This window comes from Acidimicrobiales bacterium (assembly GCA_016794585.1).
Lineage (GTDB): Bacteria > Actinomycetota > Acidimicrobiia > Acidimicrobiales > DATDAH01 > JAEUJM01.
On record JAEUJM010000011.1, the window covers coordinates 110,586 to 134,443 of the forward strand.

20 protein-coding genes are annotated in these 23,858 nt (G+C 72.0%); 13 read left to right on the forward strand and 7 right to left on the reverse strand.

The features are described 5' to 3' along the window. The first annotated feature begins 3 nt into the window (after positions 1–3). Entirely contained in the window at positions 4–2,694 is a 2,691-nt protein-coding gene (locus JNK12_04925) for an ABC transporter permease (GenBank protein ID MBL8775246.1), read from the forward strand. 49 nt (positions 2,695–2,743) lie between these two features. Here the strand turns inward: JNK12_04925 and JNK12_04930 are convergent, their stop codons facing one another. From JNK12_04930 to JNK12_04940, 3 genes are all read right to left on the reverse strand, one after another. After that, positions 2,744–3,499: a phosphoglyceromutase gene (locus tag JNK12_04930; protein MBL8775247.1), complete on the reverse strand. Its 756-nt coding sequence runs from the start codon at positions 3,497–3,499 to the stop codon at positions 2,744–2,746. A 66-nt stretch (positions 3,500–3,565) separates the two neighbouring features. Beyond that, the gene (locus JNK12_04935) at positions 3,566–4,000 is read right to left on the reverse strand and encodes a PIN domain-containing protein (GenBank protein ID MBL8775248.1); all 435 of its coding nucleotides are present in this window, start codon (positions 3,998–4,000) and stop codon (positions 3,566–3,568) included. Then, positions 3,997–4,227 (reverse strand): hypothetical protein, encoded by a 231-nt coding sequence (locus JNK12_04940; protein MBL8775249.1) that lies wholly within the window; start codon positions 4,225–4,227, stop codon positions 3,997–3,999. The genes JNK12_04935 and JNK12_04940 overlap by 4 nt, the downstream gene beginning before the upstream one ends. Before the next feature lie 176 nt (positions 4,228–4,403). Here JNK12_04940 and dnaK point away from each other — a divergent pair, with 176 nt between their 5' ends. The 4 genes from dnaK to JNK12_04960 are packed head-to-tail and all read left to right on the forward strand — an operon-like array spanning position 4,404 to position 8,561. Beyond that, complete coding sequence (dnaK, locus tag JNK12_04945; GenBank protein ID MBL8775250.1) at positions 4,404–6,239, forward strand: molecular chaperone DnaK; 1,836 nt, start codon at positions 4,404–4,406, stop codon at positions 6,237–6,239. 34 nt (positions 6,240–6,273) lie between these two features. After that, entirely contained in the window at positions 6,274–6,990 is a 717-nt protein-coding gene (locus JNK12_04950; GenBank protein MBL8775251.1) for a nucleotide exchange factor GrpE, read from the forward strand. Positions 6,991–6,994: 4 nt separating this feature from the next. Further along, entirely contained in the window at positions 6,995–8,149 is a 1,155-nt protein-coding gene (gene dnaJ / locus JNK12_04955; protein MBL8775252.1) for a molecular chaperone DnaJ, read from the forward strand. A 1-nt stretch (position 8,150) separates the two neighbouring features. Further along, positions 8,151–8,561, forward strand: coding sequence for a helix-turn-helix transcriptional regulator (locus JNK12_04960; protein ID MBL8775253.1), 411 nt, complete (start codon positions 8,151–8,153; stop codon positions 8,559–8,561). A 55-nt stretch (positions 8,562–8,616) separates the two neighbouring features. Here the strand turns inward: JNK12_04960 and JNK12_04965 are convergent, their stop codons facing one another. Beyond that, positions 8,617–10,431, reverse strand: a complete 1,815-nt coding sequence (locus JNK12_04965) for a hypothetical protein (protein MBL8775254.1) — start codon at positions 10,429–10,431, stop codon at positions 8,617–8,619. Positions 10,432–10,563: 132 nt separating this feature from the next. On the opposite strand from JNK12_04965, the gene JNK12_04970 reads away from it, so the two are divergent. After that, positions 10,564–11,469, forward strand: a complete 906-nt coding sequence (locus JNK12_04970; GenBank protein ID MBL8775255.1) for a hypothetical protein — start codon at positions 10,564–10,566, stop codon at positions 11,467–11,469. Positions 11,470–11,505: 36 nt separating this feature from the next. Here JNK12_04970 and JNK12_04975 read toward each other — a convergent pair whose 3' ends face one another. Continuing rightward, positions 11,506–12,270, reverse strand: a complete 765-nt coding sequence (locus tag JNK12_04975) for a hypothetical protein (GenBank protein ID MBL8775256.1) — start codon at positions 12,268–12,270, stop codon at positions 11,506–11,508. 103 nt (positions 12,271–12,373) lie between these two features. On the opposite strand from JNK12_04975, the gene JNK12_04980 reads away from it, so the two are divergent. The 3 genes from JNK12_04980 to JNK12_04990 all read left to right on the forward strand — a co-directional run bounded on the left by JNK12_04980 (position 12,374) and on the right by JNK12_04990 (position 16,800). After that, positions 12,374–13,135 carry a hypothetical protein gene (locus JNK12_04980; GenBank protein ID MBL8775257.1) on the forward strand — a complete coding sequence of 254 codons (762 nt, stop codon included), beginning with the start codon at positions 12,374–12,376 and terminating at the stop codon, positions 13,133–13,135. Between the two features lie 45 nt (positions 13,136–13,180). Then, positions 13,181–15,691 carry an AAA family ATPase gene (locus JNK12_04985; protein ID MBL8775258.1) on the forward strand — a complete coding sequence of 837 codons (2,511 nt, stop codon included), beginning with the start codon at positions 13,181–13,183 and terminating at the stop codon, positions 15,689–15,691. Between the two features lie 104 nt (positions 15,692–15,795). After that, positions 15,796–16,800 carry a Rieske 2Fe-2S domain-containing protein gene (locus JNK12_04990; protein MBL8775259.1) on the forward strand — a complete coding sequence of 335 codons (1,005 nt, stop codon included), beginning with the start codon at positions 15,796–15,798 and terminating at the stop codon, positions 16,798–16,800. Between the two features lie 92 nt (positions 16,801–16,892). Here JNK12_04990 and JNK12_04995 read toward each other — a convergent pair whose 3' ends face one another. Then, on the reverse strand, positions 16,893–17,885 hold the full coding sequence (locus JNK12_04995) for an MBL fold metallo-hydrolase (protein ID MBL8775260.1): 993 nt from the start codon (positions 17,883–17,885) through the stop codon (positions 16,893–16,895). A gap of 101 nt (positions 17,886–17,986) precedes the next feature. On the opposite strand from JNK12_04995, the gene JNK12_05000 reads away from it, so the two are divergent. Next, positions 17,987–19,699 carry an NAD(P)/FAD-dependent oxidoreductase gene (locus JNK12_05000; protein ID MBL8775261.1) on the forward strand — a complete coding sequence of 571 codons (1,713 nt, stop codon included), beginning with the start codon at positions 17,987–17,989 and terminating at the stop codon, positions 19,697–19,699. A 203-nt stretch (positions 19,700–19,902) separates the two neighbouring features. Here the strand turns inward: JNK12_05000 and JNK12_05005 are convergent, their stop codons facing one another. Beyond that, positions 19,903–20,781, reverse strand: coding sequence for a hypothetical protein (locus JNK12_05005; protein ID MBL8775262.1), 879 nt, complete (start codon positions 20,779–20,781; stop codon positions 19,903–19,905). Positions 20,782–20,961: 180 nt separating this feature from the next. Here JNK12_05005 and JNK12_05010 point away from each other — a divergent pair, with 180 nt between their 5' ends. The 3 genes from JNK12_05010 to JNK12_05020 all read left to right on the forward strand — a co-directional run bounded on the left by JNK12_05010 (position 20,962) and on the right by JNK12_05020 (position 23,830). Beyond that, positions 20,962–21,948: an agmatine deiminase family protein gene (locus JNK12_05010; protein ID MBL8775263.1), complete on the forward strand. Its 987-nt coding sequence runs from the start codon at positions 20,962–20,964 to the stop codon at positions 21,946–21,948. Positions 21,949–22,054: 106 nt separating this feature from the next. Continuing rightward, on the forward strand, positions 22,055–23,071 hold the full coding sequence (locus JNK12_05015) for a carbon-nitrogen hydrolase (protein MBL8775264.1): 1,017 nt from the start codon (positions 22,055–22,057) through the stop codon (positions 23,069–23,071). Positions 23,072–23,131: 60 nt separating this feature from the next. Continuing rightward, entirely contained in the window at positions 23,132–23,830 is a 699-nt protein-coding gene (locus JNK12_05020; protein ID MBL8775265.1) for a dienelactone hydrolase family protein, read from the forward strand. Positions 23,831–23,858 lie beyond the last annotated feature (28 nt).

A 23,858-nucleotide genomic window follows, 5' to 3' on the forward strand; every position in this document is an offset into this window, starting at 1 on the left:
CCCATGCCTGCAATGTCCAAGCTCACCATCGCCAACGTCCGGGCCCACCGGGCCCGCTTCGCTTTCACCGCCGTGGCGGTCGCCCTGGGGGTGGCCTTCATGGCCGGCACCCTGGTGCTCACCGCGACGCTGTCCCGTGCCTACGAGACCGTCTCCAGCAACGCCCTCGAGGGCACCGACGCCCTCGTGCGCTCGACCCAGGAGATCGCCGGCAACGACGGCACCGTCGTCCGTGCCACGGTCGACGACTCGGTCCTGGACGCGGTCCGGGGAGCGCCCGGCGTCGCCGCCGTGGCGCCCCGGATCGAGGGCATCGCCCAGGTGGTCGGCGACGACGGCCGCCTTCTCGACGACGACGAGAACCGCGCCGTGCCCCTGGCCCTCGCCTGGAGCGCCGACGAGCAGCTCAGCCCCCTCGAACTGGTCGAGGGACGAGCGCCCGCCGCCGCCGACGAGATCGTCATCGACCGCACGACCGCCGGCGTCGGCGGCTTCGCCATCGGCGACCCGATCCGGGTCCTCACCCCTGCGGGCTCCGACACCTACACGCTCGCGGGCGTGGTCACCTACGGCGGGGCCGACGATGCCGCGGGCTCGCCGGTGGTGGCGTTCACGCCGGCCACGGCCTCGGACACCATCGGCGAGCCGGGCCGGTACGACGCCATCGCCGTCCGCGCCGGTCCCGGTGTCTCCCCGGCCGAGGTCGCCGCCGGTGTCGAGCAGGCCCTGCAGGGCACGCCCGACGTCGAGGCGCTCGATCACGACGAGGCGGTGGCGGCCGCCGAGGCGGAAGGGGGCGAAGGCGTGGCCTTCATGAGCACCTTCCTCCTGGCCTTCGCCCTCGTGGCGCTCCTGGTCGGGTCGTTCGTGATCTCGAACACCTTCTCCATCACGGTGGCCCAGCGCATCAGGGAGACCGCCATGCTGCGGGCCATCGGCGCCAGCCGTCGGCAGGTCGCCCGGGCCACCAAGGTCGAGGCCTTGGTCACGGGCGTCCTGGGGTCCGCCCTCGGCGTGGTCCTGGGCATCGGCGCCGCCGTCGGCCTCCGTGCCCTGCTCGCCGGCTTCGGCCTCGACCTGCCCGAAGGTGGGCTCGTGGTCAACGCCTCGACCGTGGCCATCTGCATGGGCGTCGGCATCCTCGTGACCTTCGTGGCCGCCATCGTCCCGGCCCGACGTGCCGCCAAGGTGGCGCCCATCGCCGCGATGCGGGGCGTGGCCCTCGACCGCTCGGGCCGCTCGGTCGGCCGTGCCGTGGCCGGCGGCCTGGTCACCGCGCTCGGGGTGGCCGCGCTGGCCCTGGGCCTCAGCGGCGGCGACGCCGGTGTGGTCGGCCTCGGTGCCCTCGTGGTGTTCCTCGGCGTCGGCGTCCTCGGCCCGGTCATCGCACGGCCGGTCAGCCGTCTGGTCGGCGCCCCGTTGCCCCGCCTGCGGGGCGTGACCGGCACGATGGCCCGCGAGAACGCCATCCGGAACCCCAAGCGCACCTCGGCGACCGCCTCGGCGCTCATGGTCGGCCTCGGCCTGGTGGTGTTCATCACCGTCTTCAGCGCCTCGGCCCGGGCCTCGATCGCCGACAGCGTGGACACGGCCGCCCGTGCCCAGTGGATCGTCCACACCACCTTCGGCCAGGGTGGCCTCAGCCCCGAAGCCGGCGAGACCGTGGCGGCGCTCCCCGAGGTCGGGGCGATGTCCCCCATGCGCTACACCCCGGCCCGGGTGGACGGTGCCGGTGCCACCCTCTCGGCCATGGACCCGGCTCAGATCGACGAGGTCGTCGACCTGGCCGTCACCGACGGCAGCACCGTCGACCTGGCGGCGGACGAGATCGCGGTCAACGCCACCACGGCCGAGGCGGACGGCATCGCGGTCGGCGACGAGCTCACGGTGGAGTTCGCCCGAACGGGGGCCCAGGCCTTCCGGGTCGCGGCGATCTACGACACCCTCGAGCCGATGGGCCCGTACACGATGAGCCTCGCCGCCTTCGACGCCAACGGCGTCGAGCGGGTGGACAGCTTCTTGTTCATGACCAACGCCGACGGCGTCTCCATGGACGAGGCCCGAGCCGCCATCGAGTCGGCCTTGCGCGACTACCCGACGGCCGAGCTCTTCACCACCGACGAGTTCGCCGAGAGCCGGGCCGCGGTGATCGGCCAGATGCTCAACCTGATCTACGCGCTGCTGGTCCTCGCCGTGCTGATCGCCCTGTTCGGCGTCGCCAACACCCTGGCGCTCTCGGTGCACGAGCGCACCCGAGAGCTGGGGCTTGCGGGCGGTCGGGATGGCCCGCAGCCAGGTCCGGGCCGCCGTGCGCTGGGAGTCGGTGATCATCGCCCTGCTGGGCACGGTCCTCGGGCTCGTCATCGGGCTGGGGTTCGCCTGGGCCCTCGTCGACACCTTGGCTTCCCAGGGGTTCGAGGTGCTGTCGGTGCCCGTGGCCCAGTTGGCGGTCATCACCGCCCTCGCTGCGCTCGCCGGCGTGGCCGTGGCGCTCCTCCCTGCCCGCAAGGCGGCCCGGGTCCCCGTGCTCGAGGCACTGCGCACCAGCTGACACCCCGCCTCGTCGATCCCGTCGACCTGGCGCCCGATCCACCCGGCCGTGGCCGGGAGATCGGGCGCCAAGAGGGCCGGGCCGACGCGCGGGAGGTGGTCGACATCGCCCTCCGTCTGCGAGCCGTGGTCGAGAACCGCTGAGCGAGCCGGCTCGGGGCGCGGAGGACCGAATCCCGACTGCTGCCGCCCGTCAGCCGGCCTGCTTGGCCACGGCCTCCGCCGCCGCGGCGGCCGCCTCGGGGTCGAGGTAGCGGTCGGTGAGGGGCTTGGCCTCGAGGGGTTGAAGGTCGTCGCCCAGCTCGAACACCAGGGGCATGCCCGTGGGGATGTTCAGCTCGGAGATGTCGTCGTCGGAGATGCCGTCGAGGTGCTTGACCAGGGCCCGCAGCGAGTTGCCGTGGGCGGCCAGGAGGGTGACCTTGCCGGCGCGCAGGTCGGGGACGACGGCGTCGTACCAGTAGGGGAGCATGCGCTCGACGACGTCCTTCAGGCACTCCGAGCCGGGGATGATGTCGGGGGCCAGGTCGCCGTAGCGGGGGTCGTGGTGGGCGCTGCGCTCGTCGCCCGGGTCGAGCGGCGGCGGCGGGGTGGCGTAGGAGCGCCGCCAGACCTTCACCTGGTCGATGCCGTACTTGTCGGCGGTCTCCTTCTTGTTGCGGCCCTGGAGGTCGCCGTAGTGGCGCTCGTTGAGGCGCCAGTGGCGGCGCACCGGGATCCACAGCCGGCCCATGGCGTCGAGTGCCTCGTTGGCGGTGCGGATGGCGCGGACCTGGAGCGAGGTGTGGACGACGTCGGGCAGGATCCCGGCCTCGGCCATGAGGGTGCCGCCCCGGCGGGCCTCCTCGAGGCCCAGCTCGGTGAGGTCGGCGTCGTACCAGCCGGTGAAGAGGTTCTCGGCGTTCCACGTGCTCTGGCCGTGGCGGAGGAGGACGAGCGTCGAAGCCATGGTTTCGACGGTAACCCTGCCGCTGCAGCCGCAGAAAGCTGAGCGGCGCGTAGGGACCCAGCCGAATCAGTCCGCGCCGGGCGGCGCCTCGACGAAGGGGCTCACCACCCGGAGCCCGTCGAGGTCCTGACCGTGCTGGAGGTCCTCGCTGAGCAGGGTGTCGCACCCCGCGGCCTTGGCCGCGGCGACCACGAGCGCGTCCCAGAAGTGGAACCCATAGCGGTCCTCGATCTCCCACGCGGCGCCGATCAGGTCCTCGTCGATGCCGATCGGCTGCCAGCTGGCGAAGTCCGCCACGTCTGCTCGCGCCGCCTCCTTCGTCAGGGGTGCGGGGAGCTTGCGGGTGACCGTGACGTAGTACTCGTTGAGCACCTGGTTGCTCACCCGTGCGCCGGGTGTGGCCCACAGGTGCTCGAGCCAGGTCTCCGCCAAGCGTTGCTTGTCCGGCTGGCCCGGGTCTCGGGCGTACACGAGGACGTTCGTGTCGACGAAGATCGTCACCGCTCGTACAGCTCTTCGCGTGTCGGGTACCGGTCGCCGGGCCTGCTCATGGGCACTGGCTTTCGGCTGAAGTAGGAGCGCCTCGCCCGCTCGAACTCGTCCTCGCGTTGCATCCGTTCGCGGAGCATGGCGCCGACGAACTTGGAGACGCTGGTGTCCTGGCGGGCGGCTTCGATGCGGGCCCAGCGGGCCGTCTCGTCGTCCAACACGATGGTCACGTTCCTCACGGACTCAGTGTTCCACGAAGTTCGTGGTCCCACAACGGAATCCTCAGTGCACGAGGTTGATAACGAGTGACTCAACTTTGTACCCTGGCACTCACGCAAGATCTCGATCTGCCGACCATCCAACGGTCAGATCCCCCGCAAGTCCCGCCAAACCCCCAGCAACAGGAGTCACCTCAATGCCCAAGGCCGTCGGAATCGACCTCGGAACCACCAACTCGGTCGTCAGCGTCCTCGAGGCCGGCGAGCCGGTCGTCATCCCCAACGCCGAAGGGTCGCGTACGACCCCGTCGGTGGTCGCCTTCGCCAAGAACGGCGAGGTCCTCGTGGGTGAGGTGGCCAAGCGCCAGGCCATCACCAACCCCGACCGCACCATCCGGTCGGTCAAGCGCCACATGGGCACCAGCTGGAAGATCGACATCGACGGCAAGGGCTACGCCGCCCAGGAGATCTCCGCCCGCATCCTCCAGAAGTTGAAGGCCGACGCCGAGGCGTACCTGGGCGACACCGTCACCCAGGCCGTCATCACCGTCCCCGCCTACTTCGACGACGCCCAGCGCACCGCCACCAAGGAGGCAGGCGCGGTCGCCGGCCTCGAGGTGCTGCGCATCATCAACGAGCCCACCGCCGCGGCCCTCGCGTACGGCCTCGACAAGGAGGGCGAGGAGCAGACCATCCTCGTGTTCGACCTCGGCGGCGGCACCTTCGACGTGTCCGTGCTGGAGATCGGCGACGGCGTGTTCGAGGTGAAGGCCACCCACGGTGACACCAACCTCGGTGGTGACGACTGGGACCAGCGGGTCATCGACTGGCTGACCGAGTCCTTCAAGGGCGACCACGGCGTCGACCTGTCCAAGGACAACATGGCCGTGCAGCGCCTCAAGGAGGCCGCCGAGAAGGCCAAGATCGAGCTGTCCTCGGTCCAGCAGACCCAGATCAACCTGCCCTTCATCACCGCCACCGACGCCGGCCCGCTGCACCTGGACTACAACCTCACCCGGGCCAAGTTCCAGGAGCTCACCGCCGACCTGCTCGAGCGGGTGAAGACCCCCTTCGACCAGGCCATCAAGGACGCCGGCCTGTCCAAGGACCAGATCGACCACGTCATCCTGGTCGGCGGCTCCACCCGCATGCCCGCGGTGGCCGAGCTGGTGTCCGGCTACACCGGCAAGGAGCCCAACAAGGGCGTCAACCCGGACGAGGTGGTCGCCGTCGGCGCCGCCATCCAGGCCGGCGTGCTGAAGGGCGACGTCAAGGACGTCCTGCTCCTCGACGTCACGCCGCTGTCGCTCGGCATCGAGACCAAGGGCGGGGTCATGACCCGCCTCATCGAGCGCAACACCACCATCCCCACCCGCCGCACCGAGGTGTTCACCACCGCGGACGACATGCAGCCGTCGGTGGAGATCCACGTGCTGCAGGGCGAGCGCGAGATGGCGCAGTACAACAAGACGCTCGGCAAGTTCCAGCTCGTGGACCTGCCGCCCGCCCCCCGTGGCGTGCCCCAGATCGAGGTCACCTTCGACATCGACGCCAACGGCATCGTGCACGTGGCCGCCAAGGACCGGGCCACCGGCAAGGAGCAGTCGATGACCATCACCGGTCAGTCGTCGCTCGACAAGAACACCATCGAGCAGATGGTGAAGGACGCCGAGGCCCACGCCGAGGAGGACCGCCGCAAGAAGGAGGAGGCCGAGGTCCGCAACAACGCCGACAGCCTCGTCTACCAGACCGAGAAGCTGCTGCGTGAGCAGGGCGAGAAGATCAGCGGCGACGAGAAGGACAAGGTCAGTGCCGCCCTCGAGGACCTGAAGTCGGCCCTCAACGGCACCGACCTCGAGGCCATCAAGTCGGCCACCGAGGTGCTCATGACCGCCAGCCAGAGCTTCGCCCAGCAGCTCTACGAGCAGGCGGCCGCCGAGCAGGCGGCCAGTGGCGGCGGCGAGTCGGCCGACCCCACCGCGGCGGACGACGACGTGGTGGACGCCGAGATCGTCGACGACGAGGACCAGTGAGCCCCGCCGGCGCGGCGAGGAGAGGTCACTGACCATGCCCAAGGACAAGGACAAGAGGCGCGAGGACGCCGAAGGCGCCGGGGGCGACGAGCCCTCGGGCGTCTTCGACGACCTGCCGTGGGCCGAGGAGTCGCCCACGGTGCAGCGCCGCCCGCCCGGTATGGGCCCGCGCTCGCGGGCGAACGCCGATGCCGGCGGTGGGGCCGACCCCGGTGGGGCGAGCGACACCGGCGACGGTGCGCCCTACACGGGTCCCGACCGCCGCAAGGCCGAGGAGACGACCAGCGAGCTCAGCGAGGAGGCCCTCGCCGAGGCCGCTCTGCTCGTGCAGAACGACTTCGTGGCCCTCGAGCGCGAGCGCGACGACTACCTCGACCAGCTCCGTCGGGTGCAGGCGGACTTCGAGAACTACCGCAAGCGGGTGATCGGCCAGCAGGCCGACGTCGTCGAGCGCGCCGCCGAGTCGCTCGTGCAGCAGCTGCTGCCCGTCCTCGACGCCTGCGACGCTGCGGTCCAGCACGGCGCCGAGGACGTCGTGCCCGTGCAGAGCCAGCTCGTCGACACCCTCACCAAGCTCGGTCTCGAGCGCCTCGACCCCGCGGGTGACGCGTTCGACCCGAACTTCCACGAGGCCGTCATGCACGAGGCCGGCGACGGTGACGACGGCCCGGTGGTCGCCGAGGTGCTCCGTACCGGCTACACGTGGAAGGGCCGCGTGCTGCGGCCCGCCATGGTGAAGGTCAAGGGCTAGGCCCGTGGCCGCGCAGCGCGAGTGGTTCGAGAAGGACTACTACAAGGTCCTCGGCGTCTCGGAGACGGCATCCCAGAAGGACGTCACCAAGGCCTACCGCAAGCTGGCGCGCGAGCTGCATCCCGACACCAACAAGGACCCCGACGCCGAGGAGCGCTTCAAGGAGGTCTCCGCCGCCTACGACGTCGTCGGCGACGCCGACAAGCGCAAGGAGTACGACGAGGTCCGTCGCCTCGGCCCGATGGGTGGGGGCTTCGGCGGGCCGGGCGGTGGCTTCGGCGGCTTCGGGGGACCCGGCGGGGCCACGTTCACCGCCGAGGACCTCGGCGACATGGGCAACCTCGGCGACCTCCTGGGCGGCCTGTTCGGCCGTGGCGGTCGGCGGGGCGGTGGCGCGCCGCGCGGCGCCGGTCCGCAACGCGGCGACGATCTCGAGGCCGAGCTGCACCTCGCCTTCGACGAGGCCGTGCGCGGGGTCACCACGGCGGTGAACCTCACCAGCGACGCGCCGTGCCACACCTGCCATGGCTCGGGGGCGGCGCCGGGTTCCACCCCGGTCACCTGCTCGCGCTGTGGCGGCCGCGGGGTCCTCGACGAGAACCAGGGCATGTTCAGCTTCAGCCAGGCCTGCCCCCAGTGCGCCGGCCGGGGCACCGTGGTCGAGGACCCCTGCCCCACCTGCCGCGGCACGGGGGTCGAGCGCCGGCCCCGCGACGTGAAGATCCGCGTGCCGGCCGGCGTGCAGGACCGGCAGCGCATCCGCCTCAAGGGCCGCGGCGGCCCGGGGCGCAACGGTGGGCCTGCGGGTGACCTCTACGTCGTCGTGCGGGTGCGTCCCCACGACTTCTTCGGCCGCACCGGCCGCGACCTCACCCTCACCGTGCCCGTCACCTTCGCCGAGGCGGCGCTCGGGGCCGACGTCGCGGTGCCGACCCTCGAGGGTGAGCCGGTCAAGATCCGCCTGCCCGCGGGCACGCGGAACGGCCGTACCTTCCGGGTGAAGGGCCGCGGGGTCGCCACCAAGAAGGGCACCGGCGACCTGCTCGCCACCGTCGAGGTGGCCGTGCCCCAGAAGCTCTCGGCCGCCGAGCGCAAGGCCGTCGAGGCGCTTGCCGCGGCCGGCACCGAGTCCCCCCGGGCCCACCTGGGGGTGAGCTGAGGTGGCGGCGGCAGGGCGAGGGTCGGGCGGCGCGGACCGCACCACCACCCAGGCCGTCTACGTGATCTCCGTCGCGGCCGAACTGGCCGGCGTGCACCCGCAGACCCTGCGCATCTACGAGCGTAAGGGCCTCGTCGACCCCGCTCGCACGGGAGGTGGCAGCCGGCGCTACTCCGATGAGGACATCGCGTTGCTGCGGCGCATCCAGGACCTCACCAACGAAGGTCTCAACCTCGAGGGTGTCCGCCAGGTGCTGGCCCTCGAGGCGCAGGTCGAGGAGCTGCGGGCTCAGATCGACCAGCTCCGGGCGCAGGCGCACGAGGCCGTCAGCGAGACCCACCGCCAGTACCGCCGGGACCTCGTCCCGGTGAACCAGGCGATCACCCTCTACCAGCGCCGCCGTCGGGGCTGAGCCCGACGGCCACCCGGCGCGAGGCGTTCCGTCAGGGCGGCCCGAGCGGTGGCGGTCAGCGCACCGACTTGACCACGACGGCGACGGCATCCTTCTTGGTGGTGTCGCCCACCGAGGTGGCACGGACCTTGACCGTCTTGGTCGAGTTGACGGTGGCGTTGGCCGCCACCGTCACCCGCACGGAGAGCTTGCGGGTGGCGTTGGCCGGGACGCCTGCGAACGTGAAGGTGCCGGCGACGACCTGGGTCGTCACGTTGGTGGCGCCGTTGAAGTACCTGATGGTGAAGGCTCCAGACGAGGCGGGTCCGCTCACACGGAGGTCGTCCGTCGCACTCCCTTCGTTGCGGAGCCGCACGACGTAGCTGGCCGACGTGCCGCGACGCACGCTGTGGTTGATGGTCTGGCCGGCGGCGTTGGTGTTGCGGACGTCGTTGCCGGTGTAGGTGGTCTGGGTCGACTTGCGGATCTCCGCATCGACCTGACGGGTCACCGGAGGCGTGCCTCCGCCGAGGTCGACGGCGGGCAGGGCGTCGCCCATCTCGCCGGCGGCGTCGCCCCGGTTGGCGAAGGACCCGTAGCCCAGCTGGCCTCTGGAGCTGTCCCCCCAGCACTTGACCGAGTCGTTGTCGAGCCGGGCGCAGGTGTGGGCGGCACCGGCGGTGAGCTGCACGGCGTGGCGCCCGGTGCCGAGGGCCGTCACCGCGAGCGCGGCACCCGTCTCGTTCGCGCCGTCTCCCCGCGCCGCGGTGTCGCCGAGGCCGAGTTGGCCGAAGCCGTTGTAGCCGAAGCACTTGACGCTGTCGTCGTCGAGGCGGACGCAGGTGTGCTGGTCGCCGGTGACGACGAAGTCGGCGGTGCGGCCGGCGCCTAGGTTGACGGTGGGGAGCTGGTCGCCCATCTCGTCGAGGGCGTCGCCCCGGTTGTCGGTGTCGCCGAGGCCGAGCTGGCCGAAGTTGTTGAAACCCCAGCACTTCAGGGTGCCGTCGTCCAGCACCGCACAGGTGTGCGAGAGCCCGGCGGTCACGGTCACCGCGGTGCGGCCCGTGCCGAGGTCCACGAAGGGGAGGTTGTCGCCCATTTCGCCGGCGAAGTCGCTGCGCATGTCCAGGTCCTCGTAGCCGAGTTGGCCCCGGAAGTTCTCGCCCCAGCACTTGATGCGTCCGTCGTCGAGGAGCGCGCAGGTGTGGTGCTCGCCGGCGGCGAGAGCGATGGCGGTGCGGCCGGTGCCGAGGCTGATCGGCGGGAGGTTGTCGCCCATCTCGCCGGCGGCGTCGCCCCGCATGGTCAGGTTGCCTTGGCCCAGTTGGGCGCTGAAGCCGTCGCCCCAGCACTTCACGGTCTCGTTGTCGAGCAGGACACAGGTGTGGTAGTCGCCGGCCACGAGGCCGATGGCGGTGCGGCCGGTGCCGAGGTTCACCGCCGGGAGGCTGTCGCCCATCTCCCCGTTGGCGTCGCCGCGGTCGTTGGTGTCCCCGAGGCCCAGCTGGCCGAGGTCGTTGCGGCCCCAGCACTTGACGTGGCCGTCGTCGAGGATGGCGCAGGTGTGGTCCCGGCCCGTCGTGAGGCCGACGGCGGTGCGCCCGGCGCCCAGGCTCACCGTCGGAAGGTCGTCGCCCATCTCCCCGTTGGCGTCACCACGGTCATTGGTGTCGCCGTAGCCGAGCTGGCCGCGGTGGTTGGCGCCCCAGCACTTGACCGTGCCGTCGTCGAGGAGCGCGCAGGTGTGGGTGTAGCCGGCCACGACCTGGACCGGCAGCGGCGCGGTTTCGGGGTCAGCAGCGTGCGGCGTGGCGCCGGCGGTGGTGGCGAGGAGTCCCGCCGAGAGAGTGGTGATGACGATGGCGGCGACGGCCGCCCTCCGTGCCCGCATGTTGTGTCTCCGCCCCTCGAGTGCCGGTCCACGCCCGCCGCATCGCCGTGCGGACCCGGTGACGCTAGCTCTTCTCGGCGCTGCCTCGGACGTGATCGAGCGCCGATCCCCCGGTGACGCGAGGATGGCGGCGTGAGCGACGACTCCTCCCTCGGTGCCCGGCCGCCGGCCACGGGTGGGGCCGCGCCACCACCGCCCGGTGCGGTGCCCACACCGCTGCCACCTCCGGCGCAGCACGGCCCCTCGGAGGACGAGGCCGGTTGGGCCGCTCCACCCCCGCCGGGCGGCTATCCGCCCCCGCCCCCATCGGGCGACGGGTTCGCGCCGCCGCCGGCGCCTTTCCCGACCGGCGACGAGGGCCCGGCTTCGTCGGGACGCCGGCGGATGACCCCCCGCGGCGGCCATCGCCGCCGCAACGCCGCGGGTGTGGGCACGCTGGCCGCGGTGGCGGTCGTCGCGGTGCGGTTCTTCCTCGGCGGCGCCGACGATCCGTCCTCGTCAACGAACTTCCAGCTCCCGGACCGCGCCGAGGGCCGGCCCGTCGCGGCCACCCCGCTCTCCAGCGAGCAGATCTGCGACCTCCTGGCCCCCGCCGACCTCCGAGCGGTCTACGGGCGGGGCTTCGACCAGGGCCGGCCCCTGGACACGGGGACGTCACCCGGGAGCGGCGAGCCGTCCGAGGTGCCCGCAGTCGGTGATGTCGGGGCGTGCACCTGGCAGACCAAGGCCGGCGAGGAGGCGCTGACCCTCAGCGTCCTGTCGGTGCCGGCCATCGGCGGCGACGCCAACCGCACCTACGAGCTCCTGCGACCCTCCAGCCCCATCCAGGGCTCCGACTCGACGTCGGGCGTGGGCGACGAGGCGTTCTTCCTCCTCGACTCCTTCGGTGCCGAGGGCTACAGCGACACCATGACCGTCCGCTCCGGCGGCGTCGTGCTCACCTTCAACATCACCGGCGACGACAAGCCCGAGGGTGGCCTCGACCTGCTCGTCGAGGCCGTGGGCACGGCGATCGACAACCTGCCCGCCAACCCCTGACGGAGCGAAGAGGCCGAGACGCCGACGGTCGCCGATTCAGGTGCCGAGGGCGACGACCTGCTCGAAGGTCATGGCCTTGTCGTAGAGGCGGATGCGGCTCACCGCGCCAGAGGACTCCTGGCGGTCGGCGTTGTCGCGGAAGAAGCGCAGGATGTTCTGCGCGCTGATGACGCCGTCGGGGTCGCCGACGTTGGCGACGAAGTCGAACACCTGGACCTGATCGACGTACGCCCGCAGGCGCCCCTGCTGCGAGCGGGTCAGCACCAGGTTCACGTACTCGTCAGGGTCGATGGGTGCCGGCGCCGAGAACACGTTCGGCAGGAGCACGACGCTGCCGGCCAGGTTGTAGAGGCCGTCGTCCGCCAACGACCCCGAGCGGACGTAGTTGATGAGGCGCCGGTACCCGGAGACGTCGTCGAGGCGGAACTTCATCACGATCGTGTAGCGGTCGCGCGGGATGACGCTCGTGGCGTTGCGGAGCTCGACACCGTTGGCTTGGGGGAACCGCAGCACGGTGCGGTTCACACCGTCGACGTTCTCGGTGGCGAAGGTGTTGGCGCCGGGACCGACGTTGAAGAGCGCGGGGGCGCCGGCCACCGAGCTGTTGCGGTTGCCTTTGAACTTGTAGTCCGCCCGTGGGACCGGCGCAGCTTCCGGAGCGGCTGCCTCGCCGCTCTGGCCACTCTGGCCACTCTGGCCCGGGATGGCTCCGGCGGGGCTGACAGCCGTCGCCCCGAGGACGAGCGACGCGGCGAGCAGAACCCCGGCCAGGTTTCGAGTCGTGAGGATGGATGTGCGCATCGTCGTCTCCCTGGGTGCAACCACGTGGTCCACCTTGGCGCGTGTTCTAGCACGGCGATGCTGATGGGACGCCGCGAGAGAAGGGTGGCCTACGCTCGGCGGTGTGCTGAGCGGGGCGTTCTCGCCGACCCACACGGTGCCACCGCAGGGGACGAGGACCTGGCCTGCGCCCGACCCGGGCCTCCCCGCCGACGGACGCCTCGACCCCGGCCTGCCCGTCCAGGTCGTCTCGAAGGCCGGCGCCTGGGCACAGGTGCGCTGCAGCAACGACTGGGTGCGGTGGGTGGACGGCCGCACCCTGATGCCCCTGTCGGCGGAGCCGCCTGTGCCCGTCGCGGCGCCCCTCCTCGCCTCGACCCCGGGCACTGTGCCGACGGCGGGCCCGGTGCCGGACGCCGAGCCCGTGTCGTCGCCGCAGGCACCGGCGGGCGTCCGCGTGGGCAGGGCCGACCGTGTGGCGGTGTGGCTGCCCGTCGTCGGTGCCGCGCTCGTCGTCGTGGGGGCGGTGCTGCCGTGGTTCTCCGTGGTCGACTCGGTCAACGCCTTCGACCTGTCGGTGACGAGGCTGCTCGACAAGGCGTCCACCGCCTCGGGACCCGACATGGGCTGGTTCCTCCTGCCCGTCGTCGTTGTGGTCGTGGGCCCGATCCTCGGCACCGGCCTCCCTCGGCCGCTGCTCGCACTCCTGGGTGCCGTCCCCATCGTCCTGGTGCTGTTGTTCCTGCGCCTCTACGCCTCGTTCCCGAGCCCGCGGCCGGACCTCGGCGCTGGCCTCTTCCTCACCCTCGTGGGCGGCGGGTGCATCGCCGTGGCGGCGGCCCTGCCTCGTCCCGGCTCCCGGACGAAGGATCCGACACAAAGTTGACAATGCCTCTGTCAAGTTTTCTGCCTGTCCCGGTAGACTGGTGCCATGGCTCTTGACCCGAACCGCTGGACCCTGAAGACCCAGGAAGCCTTCCAGGCCGCCGTCGACTCGGCCCGCCAGCACAGCAATCCCGAGGTCACCCCCGACCACCTCCTCGTGGCCCTGCTGGGCCAGGCCGAGAGCGTGGTCCTCCCCATCCTGCAGAAGGTGGGCAAGAACCCGGTCTCGCTGCGCAACGAGGCCGAGAACGCCATCGCCAAGCTCCCCAGCGCCTACGGCGGCGAGTCCCGCATGGCCAAGGCGCTGACCGACCTGATGGACCAGGCCGACGCCGCCCGCACCGAGCTCACCGACGAGTACCTGTCGACCGAGCACCTGCTGCTGGCCATGGCCGACAAGGTCGGCGTCGCCCGCGACGAGCTGCTCGCCGCCCTGCGCGAGGTCCGCGGCAGCCACCGGGTCACCAGCCAGAACCCCGAGGAGCAGTACCAGGCGCTCGAGAAGTACGGCCGCGACCTCACCGAGGCCGCCCGCGCCGGCAAGCTCGACCCGGTCATCGGCCGCGACGACGAGATCCGCCGCACCATCCAGGTGCTGTCGCGCCGCACCAAGAACAACCCGGTCCTCATCGGCGAGCCCGGCGTCGGCAAGACCGCGATCGTCGAGGGCCTGGCCCGCCGCATCGTCGAGGGCGACGTGCCCGAGGGCCTGAAGAACAAGCGCCTCATCAGCCTCGACCTGTCGAGCATGGTCGCCGGCGCCAAGTACCGCGGTGAGTTCGAGGACCGCCTCAAGGCCGTGCTGAAGGAGATCACCGACAGCGAGGGCGAGGTCATCACCTTCATCGACGAGCTCCACACCATCGTGGGCGCGGGCGCCGCCGAGGGCGCCATGGACGCCGGCAACATGATCAAGCCCATGCTCGCCCGGGGCGAGCTGCGCATGATCGGCGCCACCACCCTCGACGAGTTCCGCAAGCACATCGAGAAGGACGCCGCCCTCGAGCGCCGCTTCCAGCAGGTCTTCGTGGGCGAGCCCTCGGTCGAGGACACCATCGCCATCCTGCGCGGCCTGAAGGAGCGCTACGAGGTGCACCACGGTGTCCGCATCCAGGACGCGGCCCTCGTGGCCGCCGCGGTCCTGTCCGACCGCTACCTCACGGGCCGCTTCATGCCCGACAAGGCCATCGACCTCGTGGACGAGGCCGCCTCCAAGCTGCGCATCGAGATCGACTCGATGCCCACCGAGATCGACGTGGTGGAGCGCCGCATCCGCCAGCTCGAGATCGAGCGGGTGGCGCTGGCCAAGGAGACCGACGCCGCCTCGAAGGACCGTCTGGCGTCACTGGAGGAGGAGCTCGCCAACCTCACCGAGCAGAAGTCGTCGATGGTCGCCCACTGGCAGTCCGAGAAGGACGCCATCGCGGCCATCCGGGAGCAGAAGGAACAGCTCGAGGCCCTGCGCGAGCTGTCCGAGCGCGAGACCGACCTGGAGAAGGCGGCCGAGATCCGCTACGGCCAGATCCCCGAGCTCGAGCACCGCGTGGCCGAGGCCACCGCCCACCTCGACGAGCTCCAGGCCACCCAGAAGATGCTGAAGGAGGAGGTCGACGAGGAGGACGTCGCCGAGGTCGTGGCCAAGTGGACCGGCGTCCCCGTCTCGCGCCTCATGGAGGGCGAGATGGCCAAGCTGCTGCGCCTCGAGTCGGTGCTGCACGAGCGGGTCATCGGCCAGGACGCGGCGGTCACCGCGGTGGCCAACGCCATCCGCCGCAGCCGGGCCGGCCTGTCCGACCCCAACCGGCCCATCGGCTCGTTCCTGTTCCTCGGCCCCACCGGCGTGGGCAAGACCGAGCTGGCCCGGTCGCTGGCCGACTTCCTCTTCGACGACGAGCGGGCCATGGTCCGCATCGACATGGGCGAGTACCAGGAGAAGCACACGGTCAGCCGCCTGATCGGCGCGCCCCCGGGCTACGTGGGCTACGACGAGGGCGGCCAGCTCACCGAGGCCGTGCGCCGGCGCCCCTACTCCGTCGTGCTGCTCGACGAGATCGAGAAGGCCCACCCCGACGTGTTCAACGTGCTGCTCCAGGTGCTCGACGACGGCCGCCTCACCGACGGCCAGGGCCGCACCGTCGACTTCACCAACGCGGTGCTGATCATGACGTCGAACCTGCCCGGTGATCCCGCCGACTTCTTCAAGCCGGAGTTCATCAACCGGGTCGACGACATCATCCGCTTCCGGAGCCTCACCCAGGAGGATCTCACCGAGATCGTGCGCATCCAGCTCGACGTGCTGAAGCGCCGCCTCGAGGCCCGCCGCATCGGGCTCGAGGTCACCCCGGCCGCGGAGGCGCTCATAGCCAGCGAGGGCTTCGACCCCGCCTACGGCGCCCGGCCCCTCAAGCGGGTCATCCAGCGCGAGATCGGCGATCGTCTCGCGGTGGCGCTGCTCGACGGCAAGTACGCCGAGGGCGACACCGTGGTGGTCGACGCCGAGGACGGCGGCACCGACGACGAGGGCCACCCCCTCGCCGGCGCCCTCGTCCTGCGCTGACGCCGGCGCGCCGCCGGCCAGCTTCTCGAGGCAAGAGCCCCCCGGAATCTGCGGGCTCTTGCCTCGAGTTCGCGCGCTCGCGGCCGCGGGTAGCGTCGGCGGGGATGGAGACCCTGCCGGCGTCGGCGTACCGGGACCCCGAGGTCTACGCCGCCGAGCGGCGGGCGGTGTTCGGGCGGGAGTGGCTGGTGTTCGCCCGGGCCGACGAGGCGCCGGGCCCCGGGACGAGCGTGGCCAAGGCCATCGCCGGCTACCCGATCGTCGTGGTGCGCGACCTCGACGGCGGGCTGCGGGGGTTCCACAACGTGTGCCGTCACCGGGCGGCGCAGGTCGCCAAGGACGGGAGCCACCCGTGCAAGGGTGGGCTGGTCTGCGGCTACCACGGGTGGAGCTACGAGCTCGACGGCTCGCTGCGCCGGGCGCGGGACTTCGGCGACGAGGCCCTCGACCCTGACGAGTGGGGCCTCCACCCGGTGCAGGTGGGGGAGTGGTGCGGGCTCGTCTGGGTGAACCTCTCGCTCGACGCGCCGGTGCTTCTGGACGACCTCGGCGGGTTCGCGGCGGAGGCCGACGGCTTCCCCGTCGCCGATTACCGCTTCAGCCACGAGGTGGTCCACGACCTGGCCTGCAACTGGAAGACCTACTGCGACAACTACCTCGAGGGCTACCACGTCCCCTTCCTGCACCCCGAGCTGAACCGGGAGCTCGACATGGCGACGTACCGGGTCGAGGTGCGCGAGGGCGATCGCTACTGCATCCACTCGTCGAACACTCGGACCGGCACCCTCAGCGCCGGCCGCTGGCTGTTCCGCTGGCCGAACCTCGCCCTCAACCTGTACCCGGACGGCATGAACGTCGAGCGCATCCTCCCGAACGGCCCGGACCGCACGACCATCGTCTACACGTACTGGTTCTGCGAGCCGGGCAGCGCGGGCGCCAAGGAGTCCGAGCGCCTCTCGATGCTGCTCATGGACGAGGACAAGGCGATGTGCGAGGAGGTCCAGCGCAACCTCGACGCCGGCGTGTACGACACCGGCGTGCTCAGCCCCCGCCACGAGGCCGGCGTGGCCCAGTTCCAGTCCCTCTGGCGGGCCGCCCTCGATCGCTGACCCCGCCCCTCCTCCCGTTCTGGCACCGGATTTCGGTGCCAGGGCACCGAAAGCCGGTGCCAGTTCGCCGCAGGTAGGGGCGACGGCGGGGCTCAGGCGCCGGCGACGGCCTGGAGCGGGTCGAGGACGCGCACCGGGGTGCCGGGCGCCACCTTGGCCACGTCGGTGACGAAGCCACCGAGGTTCACGTTGAACGAGAAGCCCATGGCGTCGGCGTCGGACGCCAAGGGCCGGAAGAAGTCGTCGTGGTGGTGGGCGACGATCACCTTGGGGGAGAGCCGCCCGAGGACCCGCTCGACGAAGCGGTCCGTGTAGACGCGACCGGCGATGCCGCACAGGAAGACGTCGACGTCGCGGTCACGGATCTCGTCGTCGACGAGGTCGGCGCTGCCCTGGTGGTAGATGGTCGTGCCGGCGACCTCGATGGCGATACCCCACACCTGCCCGCAGCGGTAGGCGCCGGCGCCGAGGTGGTCGAGCGAGTCGCAGGTCAGCTCGCCGTCGCTCGGCACGGCCAGACCGAAGAGCAGCTTCGAGTGGCGGCTCGGGGTGAAGCGGACCGTGAAGGGGCCGATGGCGTAGGGCTGGTGCGGCTCGACCGCGACGGCGAGCTCGGGGCGCCCGTGGAGGGCCAGCAGGTGCCGTGCGGACGACGAGCCGTAGACCGGGCAGTCGTGGGCGGCGGCAACGGCGGCGGCGTCGATGGCGTGGTCGAAGTGGGTGTGGCCGAGCAGGACCGCGTCGGCAGCGGGGAGCAGGTCGGCCACGAGGCCGGCGTCGGCGTGCAGTGGTCGGCGCTGGCGGGCGACCGCACCGAGCGGCGCTCGCGAGACGTACGGGTCGATCAGGATCGTCGTGCCCTCGTAGGTCAGGCGGAACCCGGCCGTCCCCAGCCACTGCACCTCGAGGCCGGTGGGCAGGTGTTCGCCGGCGCCGCCGCGCCCCCAGTTCAGGTCCCGCTGGACCGCCGGGTCGTCCCGGTGCTTGAGGGGAAACCATCGGGGAGCGTCCACCCCACCAGTCTCGCCGCTCCGGCGGCGGGCCGTCCGTCCTACTCCCGACCACGCTCGTCCGGGCAGCGACATCGATTCGTCCTGGTGCCGGAGCCCGGTGCCAGAGAGCGGCGATCGGGAGCCCGTTCGCCACGGGTTAGCGTTCGGGGCGTTCCGGGGACGGGAGGGCGCGCGTGGACGAGCCGTGGGATGAGCAGTGGGACGTCGTGGTCGTCGGTTCGGGCCCGGGCGGGCTGACCGCCGGCGCGAGCCTCGCCGCCGCCGGGCGGAGGGTGCTCGTGGTCGAGCGCCATGACCTCGCCGGCGGCAACGCCCAGGTCTTCCGCCGGCACCACCAGGGGGCCGAGTACGAGTTCGACGTCGGCATCCACTACATCGGTGACTGTGGGCCCGGGGGCCTGTTCCCGAGCATCTTCGGTGCGCTCGGCGTCGGTGATCGCATCGAGTTCCGCCCCCTCGACCCCGACGGCTTCGACACCCTGCGCTTCCCCGGGGTCGAGCTGCGGGTTCCCGCCGACTGGGACGAGTATGGCCGCCGTCTCACGGGCGCCTTCCCCGACGACCAGGCCGGCCTCGAGCGGTGTCTGCGCACGCTGCGAGACGTCGCCGAGGAGAGCCGCAGCCGGCTGATCCCCGGCGTCGAGACGCCGACATTCGACCGGTGGGCCTTCCGGCCGCTGTCCGAGCTGTTCGCCGAGTGCGAGCTCTCGCCGAGTGCGGCGGCGGTGCTCGACCACTGGTCCGGCCTCTACGGGGGCGGCCCGAGCCAGACCGCCACCGCGATGCACGCCAGCATCATCGACCACTACATGCGGGGCGCCTACTACCCCGAGGGCGGCGGTCAGGTGCTGCCCGCCCGTCTCATCCAGGTGATCGAGGCCCACGGCGGCGAGGTGCGGACCCTCACGCCCGTGCGCGAGATCGTCGTGCGCGACAAGGTGGCCGAGGGGGTCGTGCTGGACGACGGCACCCGCGTCGGTGCGCCCCTCGTGATCTCGAACGCTGACTACGCCCGAACCGTCCAAGGCCTGGTCGACCGGTCCCAGTGGGATCCCGCCACCCTCGACTGGGTCGAGCACGCCACGATGACCGTCGGGCTCGTCTGTGTGTACGTCGTGGTCGACATCGACCTGCCCGGGCCGAACACCAACTACTTCGTGTTCTCCAACGACGACGTCGAGGGGCTGTACGACCGGCTCTACGCCGGCGACGGGATGGCCGACGACGAGCTCTTCGCCTATGTGGCCATGGCGTCGCGCAAGGATCCCGGCAACGAGCACCTGTGCCCGCCCGGGCACACCAACTTCCAGGTCATGACGCTGGCGCCGGCCGGCTACGGGTACTGGGGGGTCGACGCCGGGCCCGCCGACGGCGGCTCCTACCGCCGCAGCAAGGCCTACCGGGCCCGCAAGGAGGCGCTCACCGAGCACCTCCTGACCGCGGCCGAGCAGGTGCTCGGGCCGTTCCGCGACCACATCGTCCACGTCGAGACGGCCACGCCGCTCAGCCAGGAGCGCTACACGCACTCCACCGGTGGGACGAGCTACGGCTACGTCCACTCGCCCGAGCAGAGCGGTGACCGCCGGCCCCAGCACCGCACCGAGATCGACGGGCTGTGGGTGGTCGGCGCCAACACCGCGTCGGGCCACGGCATCGCCGGGACGATGGTGGGCGGCGTGAACTGCGCCGGCGAGATCCTCGACCGGCCGCTGCTCATCGAGATGGTCCTGGGCCAGGCCCTCGTCGAGCCCGGCACCATCCCGCCCGACCCGCCCGACTTCGACCCCATGGAGTGGAGTCGCGGCGCCCGTCTCCGCGAGCGCCGCGCTGCAGGTCGCGCCGCACGAGCCGAGGCCGCCGCCGGCTCACCACCCGCTCCCTCCTGACCCCACTCGTTCTGGTAGCGAGTTGGCGACGCTGGGGGAGCGTCGATCTTTCCAGCGGCGCCTGCATACGGCCAGCGCGGCCGAGCGTTTCCCCTGGTGGGAATGCATCGTCGCGCAGGTCCGAGCATGGCTATGCGTTCTGGTCCCATTGCGCGACAGCCCCCTGGTGTTGCAGGCGAGGGACCAGAACGAGAGGAGGGGGGCTACCAGCGGATGCCGATGGGGTTGACGCCGGGCAGGACGCCGCTCTCGGCCACGGCCTTGGCCAGCGGACGCAACAGGGCGTGCAGGCGCTCGGTGGCGTCGGCGCCGATGGACCGCCAGGGCGCGAGGTCGGTCTGGTCGGTGCAGAGCTCGATCGAGTCACGGAGTGCCCGGCCGGCCTCGGTGGCCTCGTCGGGGCGGCCGGGGACGAGCAGGCCCCGGTCGGTGAGACCGGCGGCGGCCGAGTCCCACTCGTCGTCGGTCCAGCCCCGCGCCACCTGGAGCATCTCCCGTGGCGGGCCGGCGCAGGCGGCGGCGAGCACGTGGCACTGGCAGCCGTCGACGTTGGCGGCCAGCAGGGCGGCGTTGTGGCCGTCGCCGCGGTACTCCCGAAGCAGGGTGAGGGCCTGCCAGAGGACGAGATGGGGTGCCGCCGGCCAGTCGAGGTCGAGGTGGGCGGCGAAGAACGTGCGGCCGGCGGCGGGGGAGGCCTCGGCCGCCCGGCGGGCCAGGTCGGCGGCCTCTGCCACCTCGGCACCGTCGAGCACCGACGGGTCGTCGAGCGTCGCCCGGAGCGCAGCATCCATGCCGACGAGGCGGGCCGCCCAGGCGTCGGTCGGCGACGCCATCGTCCAGACCTCGGGGATGGAGCGGGCCACGAACGACGGCGCGAAGTTGTAGAAGGCGGCGGTGACGACGGGGGCGCTCGCCGGCCCGAGCGGCGCCGCCCGGGTGGCGAAGTAGCCCCGCCAGAAGCCGCGCAGCCCGGCGTCCTCCCACGCCGCCCGCGACTCGGGGGCGAAGTAGCCGAGGGCGTGGACGGGCTCGCCCACCGCCCACATCCGCCGGGCGGTGGTGGCGTCGAGTGCGGTGCTCACACCGCCGACGCTACGCGTCGCGCCATCCGGCGCCGCTCTCCCACGGCCGTGGATCGGACCAGCCGGGATCCGATCCTCTCCGGCGACGACGGCGTGACGCCGGCGGCGTAGCAAGATGGCGGCGTGATCTTTGGTGAGGGAGAGCCGGGCGCCTCGACGCCCCATACCGACGGGTTGACCATGCCGCCCGAGTGGGCGCCGCACGAGCGCTGCGTCATGGCGTGGCCCGCCCGTGCGTCGATGTGGGGCGAGCAGTTCGCCGCCGCCAAGGACGACTACGCCGAGATCGCCCGCACCATCTCCCGCTACGAGCCGGTGCTCCTCGTCGCCCGCCCCGGGGACGGCGAGGAGGCCAGCGCGGCCTGCGAGGCCGGCAGCTACGACATCGAGGTGGTCGAGTGGGGCCTCGACGACTCGTGGGCGCGTGACATCGGCGCCCTCGTGGTCACCGACGGCACCGGCCGGCGGGCCGGTGTCGACTTCGCCTTCAACGCCTGGGGCGAGAAGTTCACTCCGTACGACGAGGACGCCCGCTTCGCCGAGCGCATGTGCGCCCACCTCGGCATCGAGCGCTACGACGCGGACCACCTGGTCCTCGAGGGCGGCTCGGTCTGCGTCGACGGCGCCGGCGGCGTGATCACCACCGAGCAGTGCCTGCTCCACCCCAACCGCAACCCCGACCTGTCGAAGGGCCACCTCGAGGCCGAGCTCGAGACGTGGCTGGGCGTCGACCACGTCGTCTGGCTGCCGTTCGGGCTGGTCGAGGACGACGACACGGACGGCCACGTCGACAACGTCGCCGCCAGCATCGGGCCGAACGTGGTCGTGGCCCAGACCACGGCGGACCGCACCAACCCGAACTACGGCCGCCTGCACCGCAACCTCGAGGTGCTCGAGGCCGCCGGCTACGAGGTGCGCACCATCGACGTGCTGCCCTACGCGGAGATCGGGGGCGAGACCGTCGTGGTGCCGCCCACCAACTTCTACCTGGCCAACGGCGCCGCCATCGTCCCGGTGACCGCGGGCAGCGACCTCGACAAGGCCCTCGACGCGGTCCAGTCGGTGCTCCCCAGCCACGAGGTGGTGGGCGTGCCCGGCTCGGTCCTGGCCTTCGGGGGCGGCGGCGTGCACTGCATCACCCAGCAGGTGCCGGCGGTGGCGCCGTGAGCATCGACCTCCTCCGAACCGGCACCGGATTTCGGTGCCCTGGCACCGAGATCCGGTGCCAGAACCGAGGGTGCGGGAGTGAACACCGCCAGAGGACAGCCGGACGATGAGCGAGACCGTTCGCCTGCTCGTCGCCGACGGGGTGCCCGACTCGCCGGCGCGGGTCGATGCCCCGACCCGGCCGCCGTTCCGCATCGGCGCGGTCCAGCATCGCTGGCACCCCGATCCGGACGAGCATCGGGCCGCGCTGGCCGAGGGCGTGCGCATGGCCGCCGGCGAGGGCGCCGAGCTGGTCTGCCTCCAGGAGCTGACCCTCTCGCCGTACTTCGCCATCACCGCCGACGGTCCCGCCGCGGTCGGCGCCGAGCCCGAGGACCTGCCCGGCGGCCCCACCTACGAGCTGGCCGCCACCCTCGCCGCCGAGACCGGCGTCGCCGTCCACGCCTCGCTCTACGAGCGGCCGGGGCCCCACGAGACCGGCACCGACGGCCTCGCCTACAACACCGCCATCGTGGTCACCCCCGACGGCGCTCTCGCCGCTCGCACCCGCAAGCTCCACATCCCCGTCACCGCGGGCTACTACGAGGACCGGTACTTCCGGCCGGGTGACGGCGGCTACCCCGTGGTCGGCCTGGGCGAGGCGCGCTTCGGGTTCCCCACCTGCTGGGACCAGTGGTTCCCCGAGCTGGCCCGGGCGTACTCGCTGGCCGGCGCCGAGGTCATCGTCTACCCGACTGCCATCGGCTCCGAGCCCGACCACCCCGGCTTCGACACCCAGCCCCTGTGGCAGCAGGTGATCGTCGGCAACGGCATCGCCAACGGCACCTTCATGGTCGCGGTCAACCGCATCGGCGACGAACCGCCGCTGACCTTCTACGGGTCGTCGTTCATCAGCGACCCGTACGGCCGGGTGCTCGTCCAGGCGCCCCGGGACGAGCCCGCGGTCCTCGTGGCCGACCTCGACCTCGACCAGCGGGGCGACTGGCTCACCCTCTTCCCCTTCCTCACCACCCGTCGCCCCGACACGTACGCCCCGCTGCTGGACGCCCCGTCGAGTCGCTCGGGCACGGACGACCCGCTCCTCGGCGGCCCTGTGGACCGACCCGGAGAACCGACGGTCTGACGCGGATCTGACAGTGCCCGGCCGACGGCAGGGGGGCGGCCCGCTCGGTAGGGTCTGGCCATGGCCCAGACCGTCGAATTCGCATCCAACGGCAACACCGCGTCCGGCTACCTGGCCCTCCCCGAGGGCGGCACCGGTCCGGGGCTGCTCGTCATCCAGGAGTGGTGGGGTGTGAGCCAGAGCCTCAAGGACGTCTGCGACCGCCTCGCCGGCGAGGGCTTCGTCGCCCTCGCCCCCGATCTCTACCGCGGCGAGCTGGCCGACCCCGAGCACCAGGAGATGGACAAGGCCGCCGCCCTCATGAACGCCATGCCCGCCGACCGGGCCGGCAAGGACATGAGCGGCGCCGTCGACTACCTGGTCGCCCACGACGCGACCACCGGCGACGGTGTCGGCGTGGTCGGCTTCTGCATGGGCGGCATGCTCACCTTCCTGATCGCCGCCAACCGAGGCGACAAGGTGAAGGCGGCAGTGCCGTTCTACGGCTATCCGTCCGGCGACGGCGAGCCCGACTGGTCCGGGCTCACCGCGGTGGTGCGGGGCCACATGGCCGAGACCGACGACTTCTTCGGACCCGAGGGCGCCCACGCGCTCGAGGCCAAGCTGCAGGGCCTCGGCAAGGACGTGCAGCTCACGGTGCACCCGGGGACCGGTCACGCGTTCATGGGCCCGCACAACGCGCTCGGCACCCTCGACGCCGAGCTCGCCGAGCAGATCTGGCCGCAGGTGGTCGGGTTCCTGCACGAGCAGCTGGGCTGAACCGCCGGCGGCACGGCCGCCACGCAGC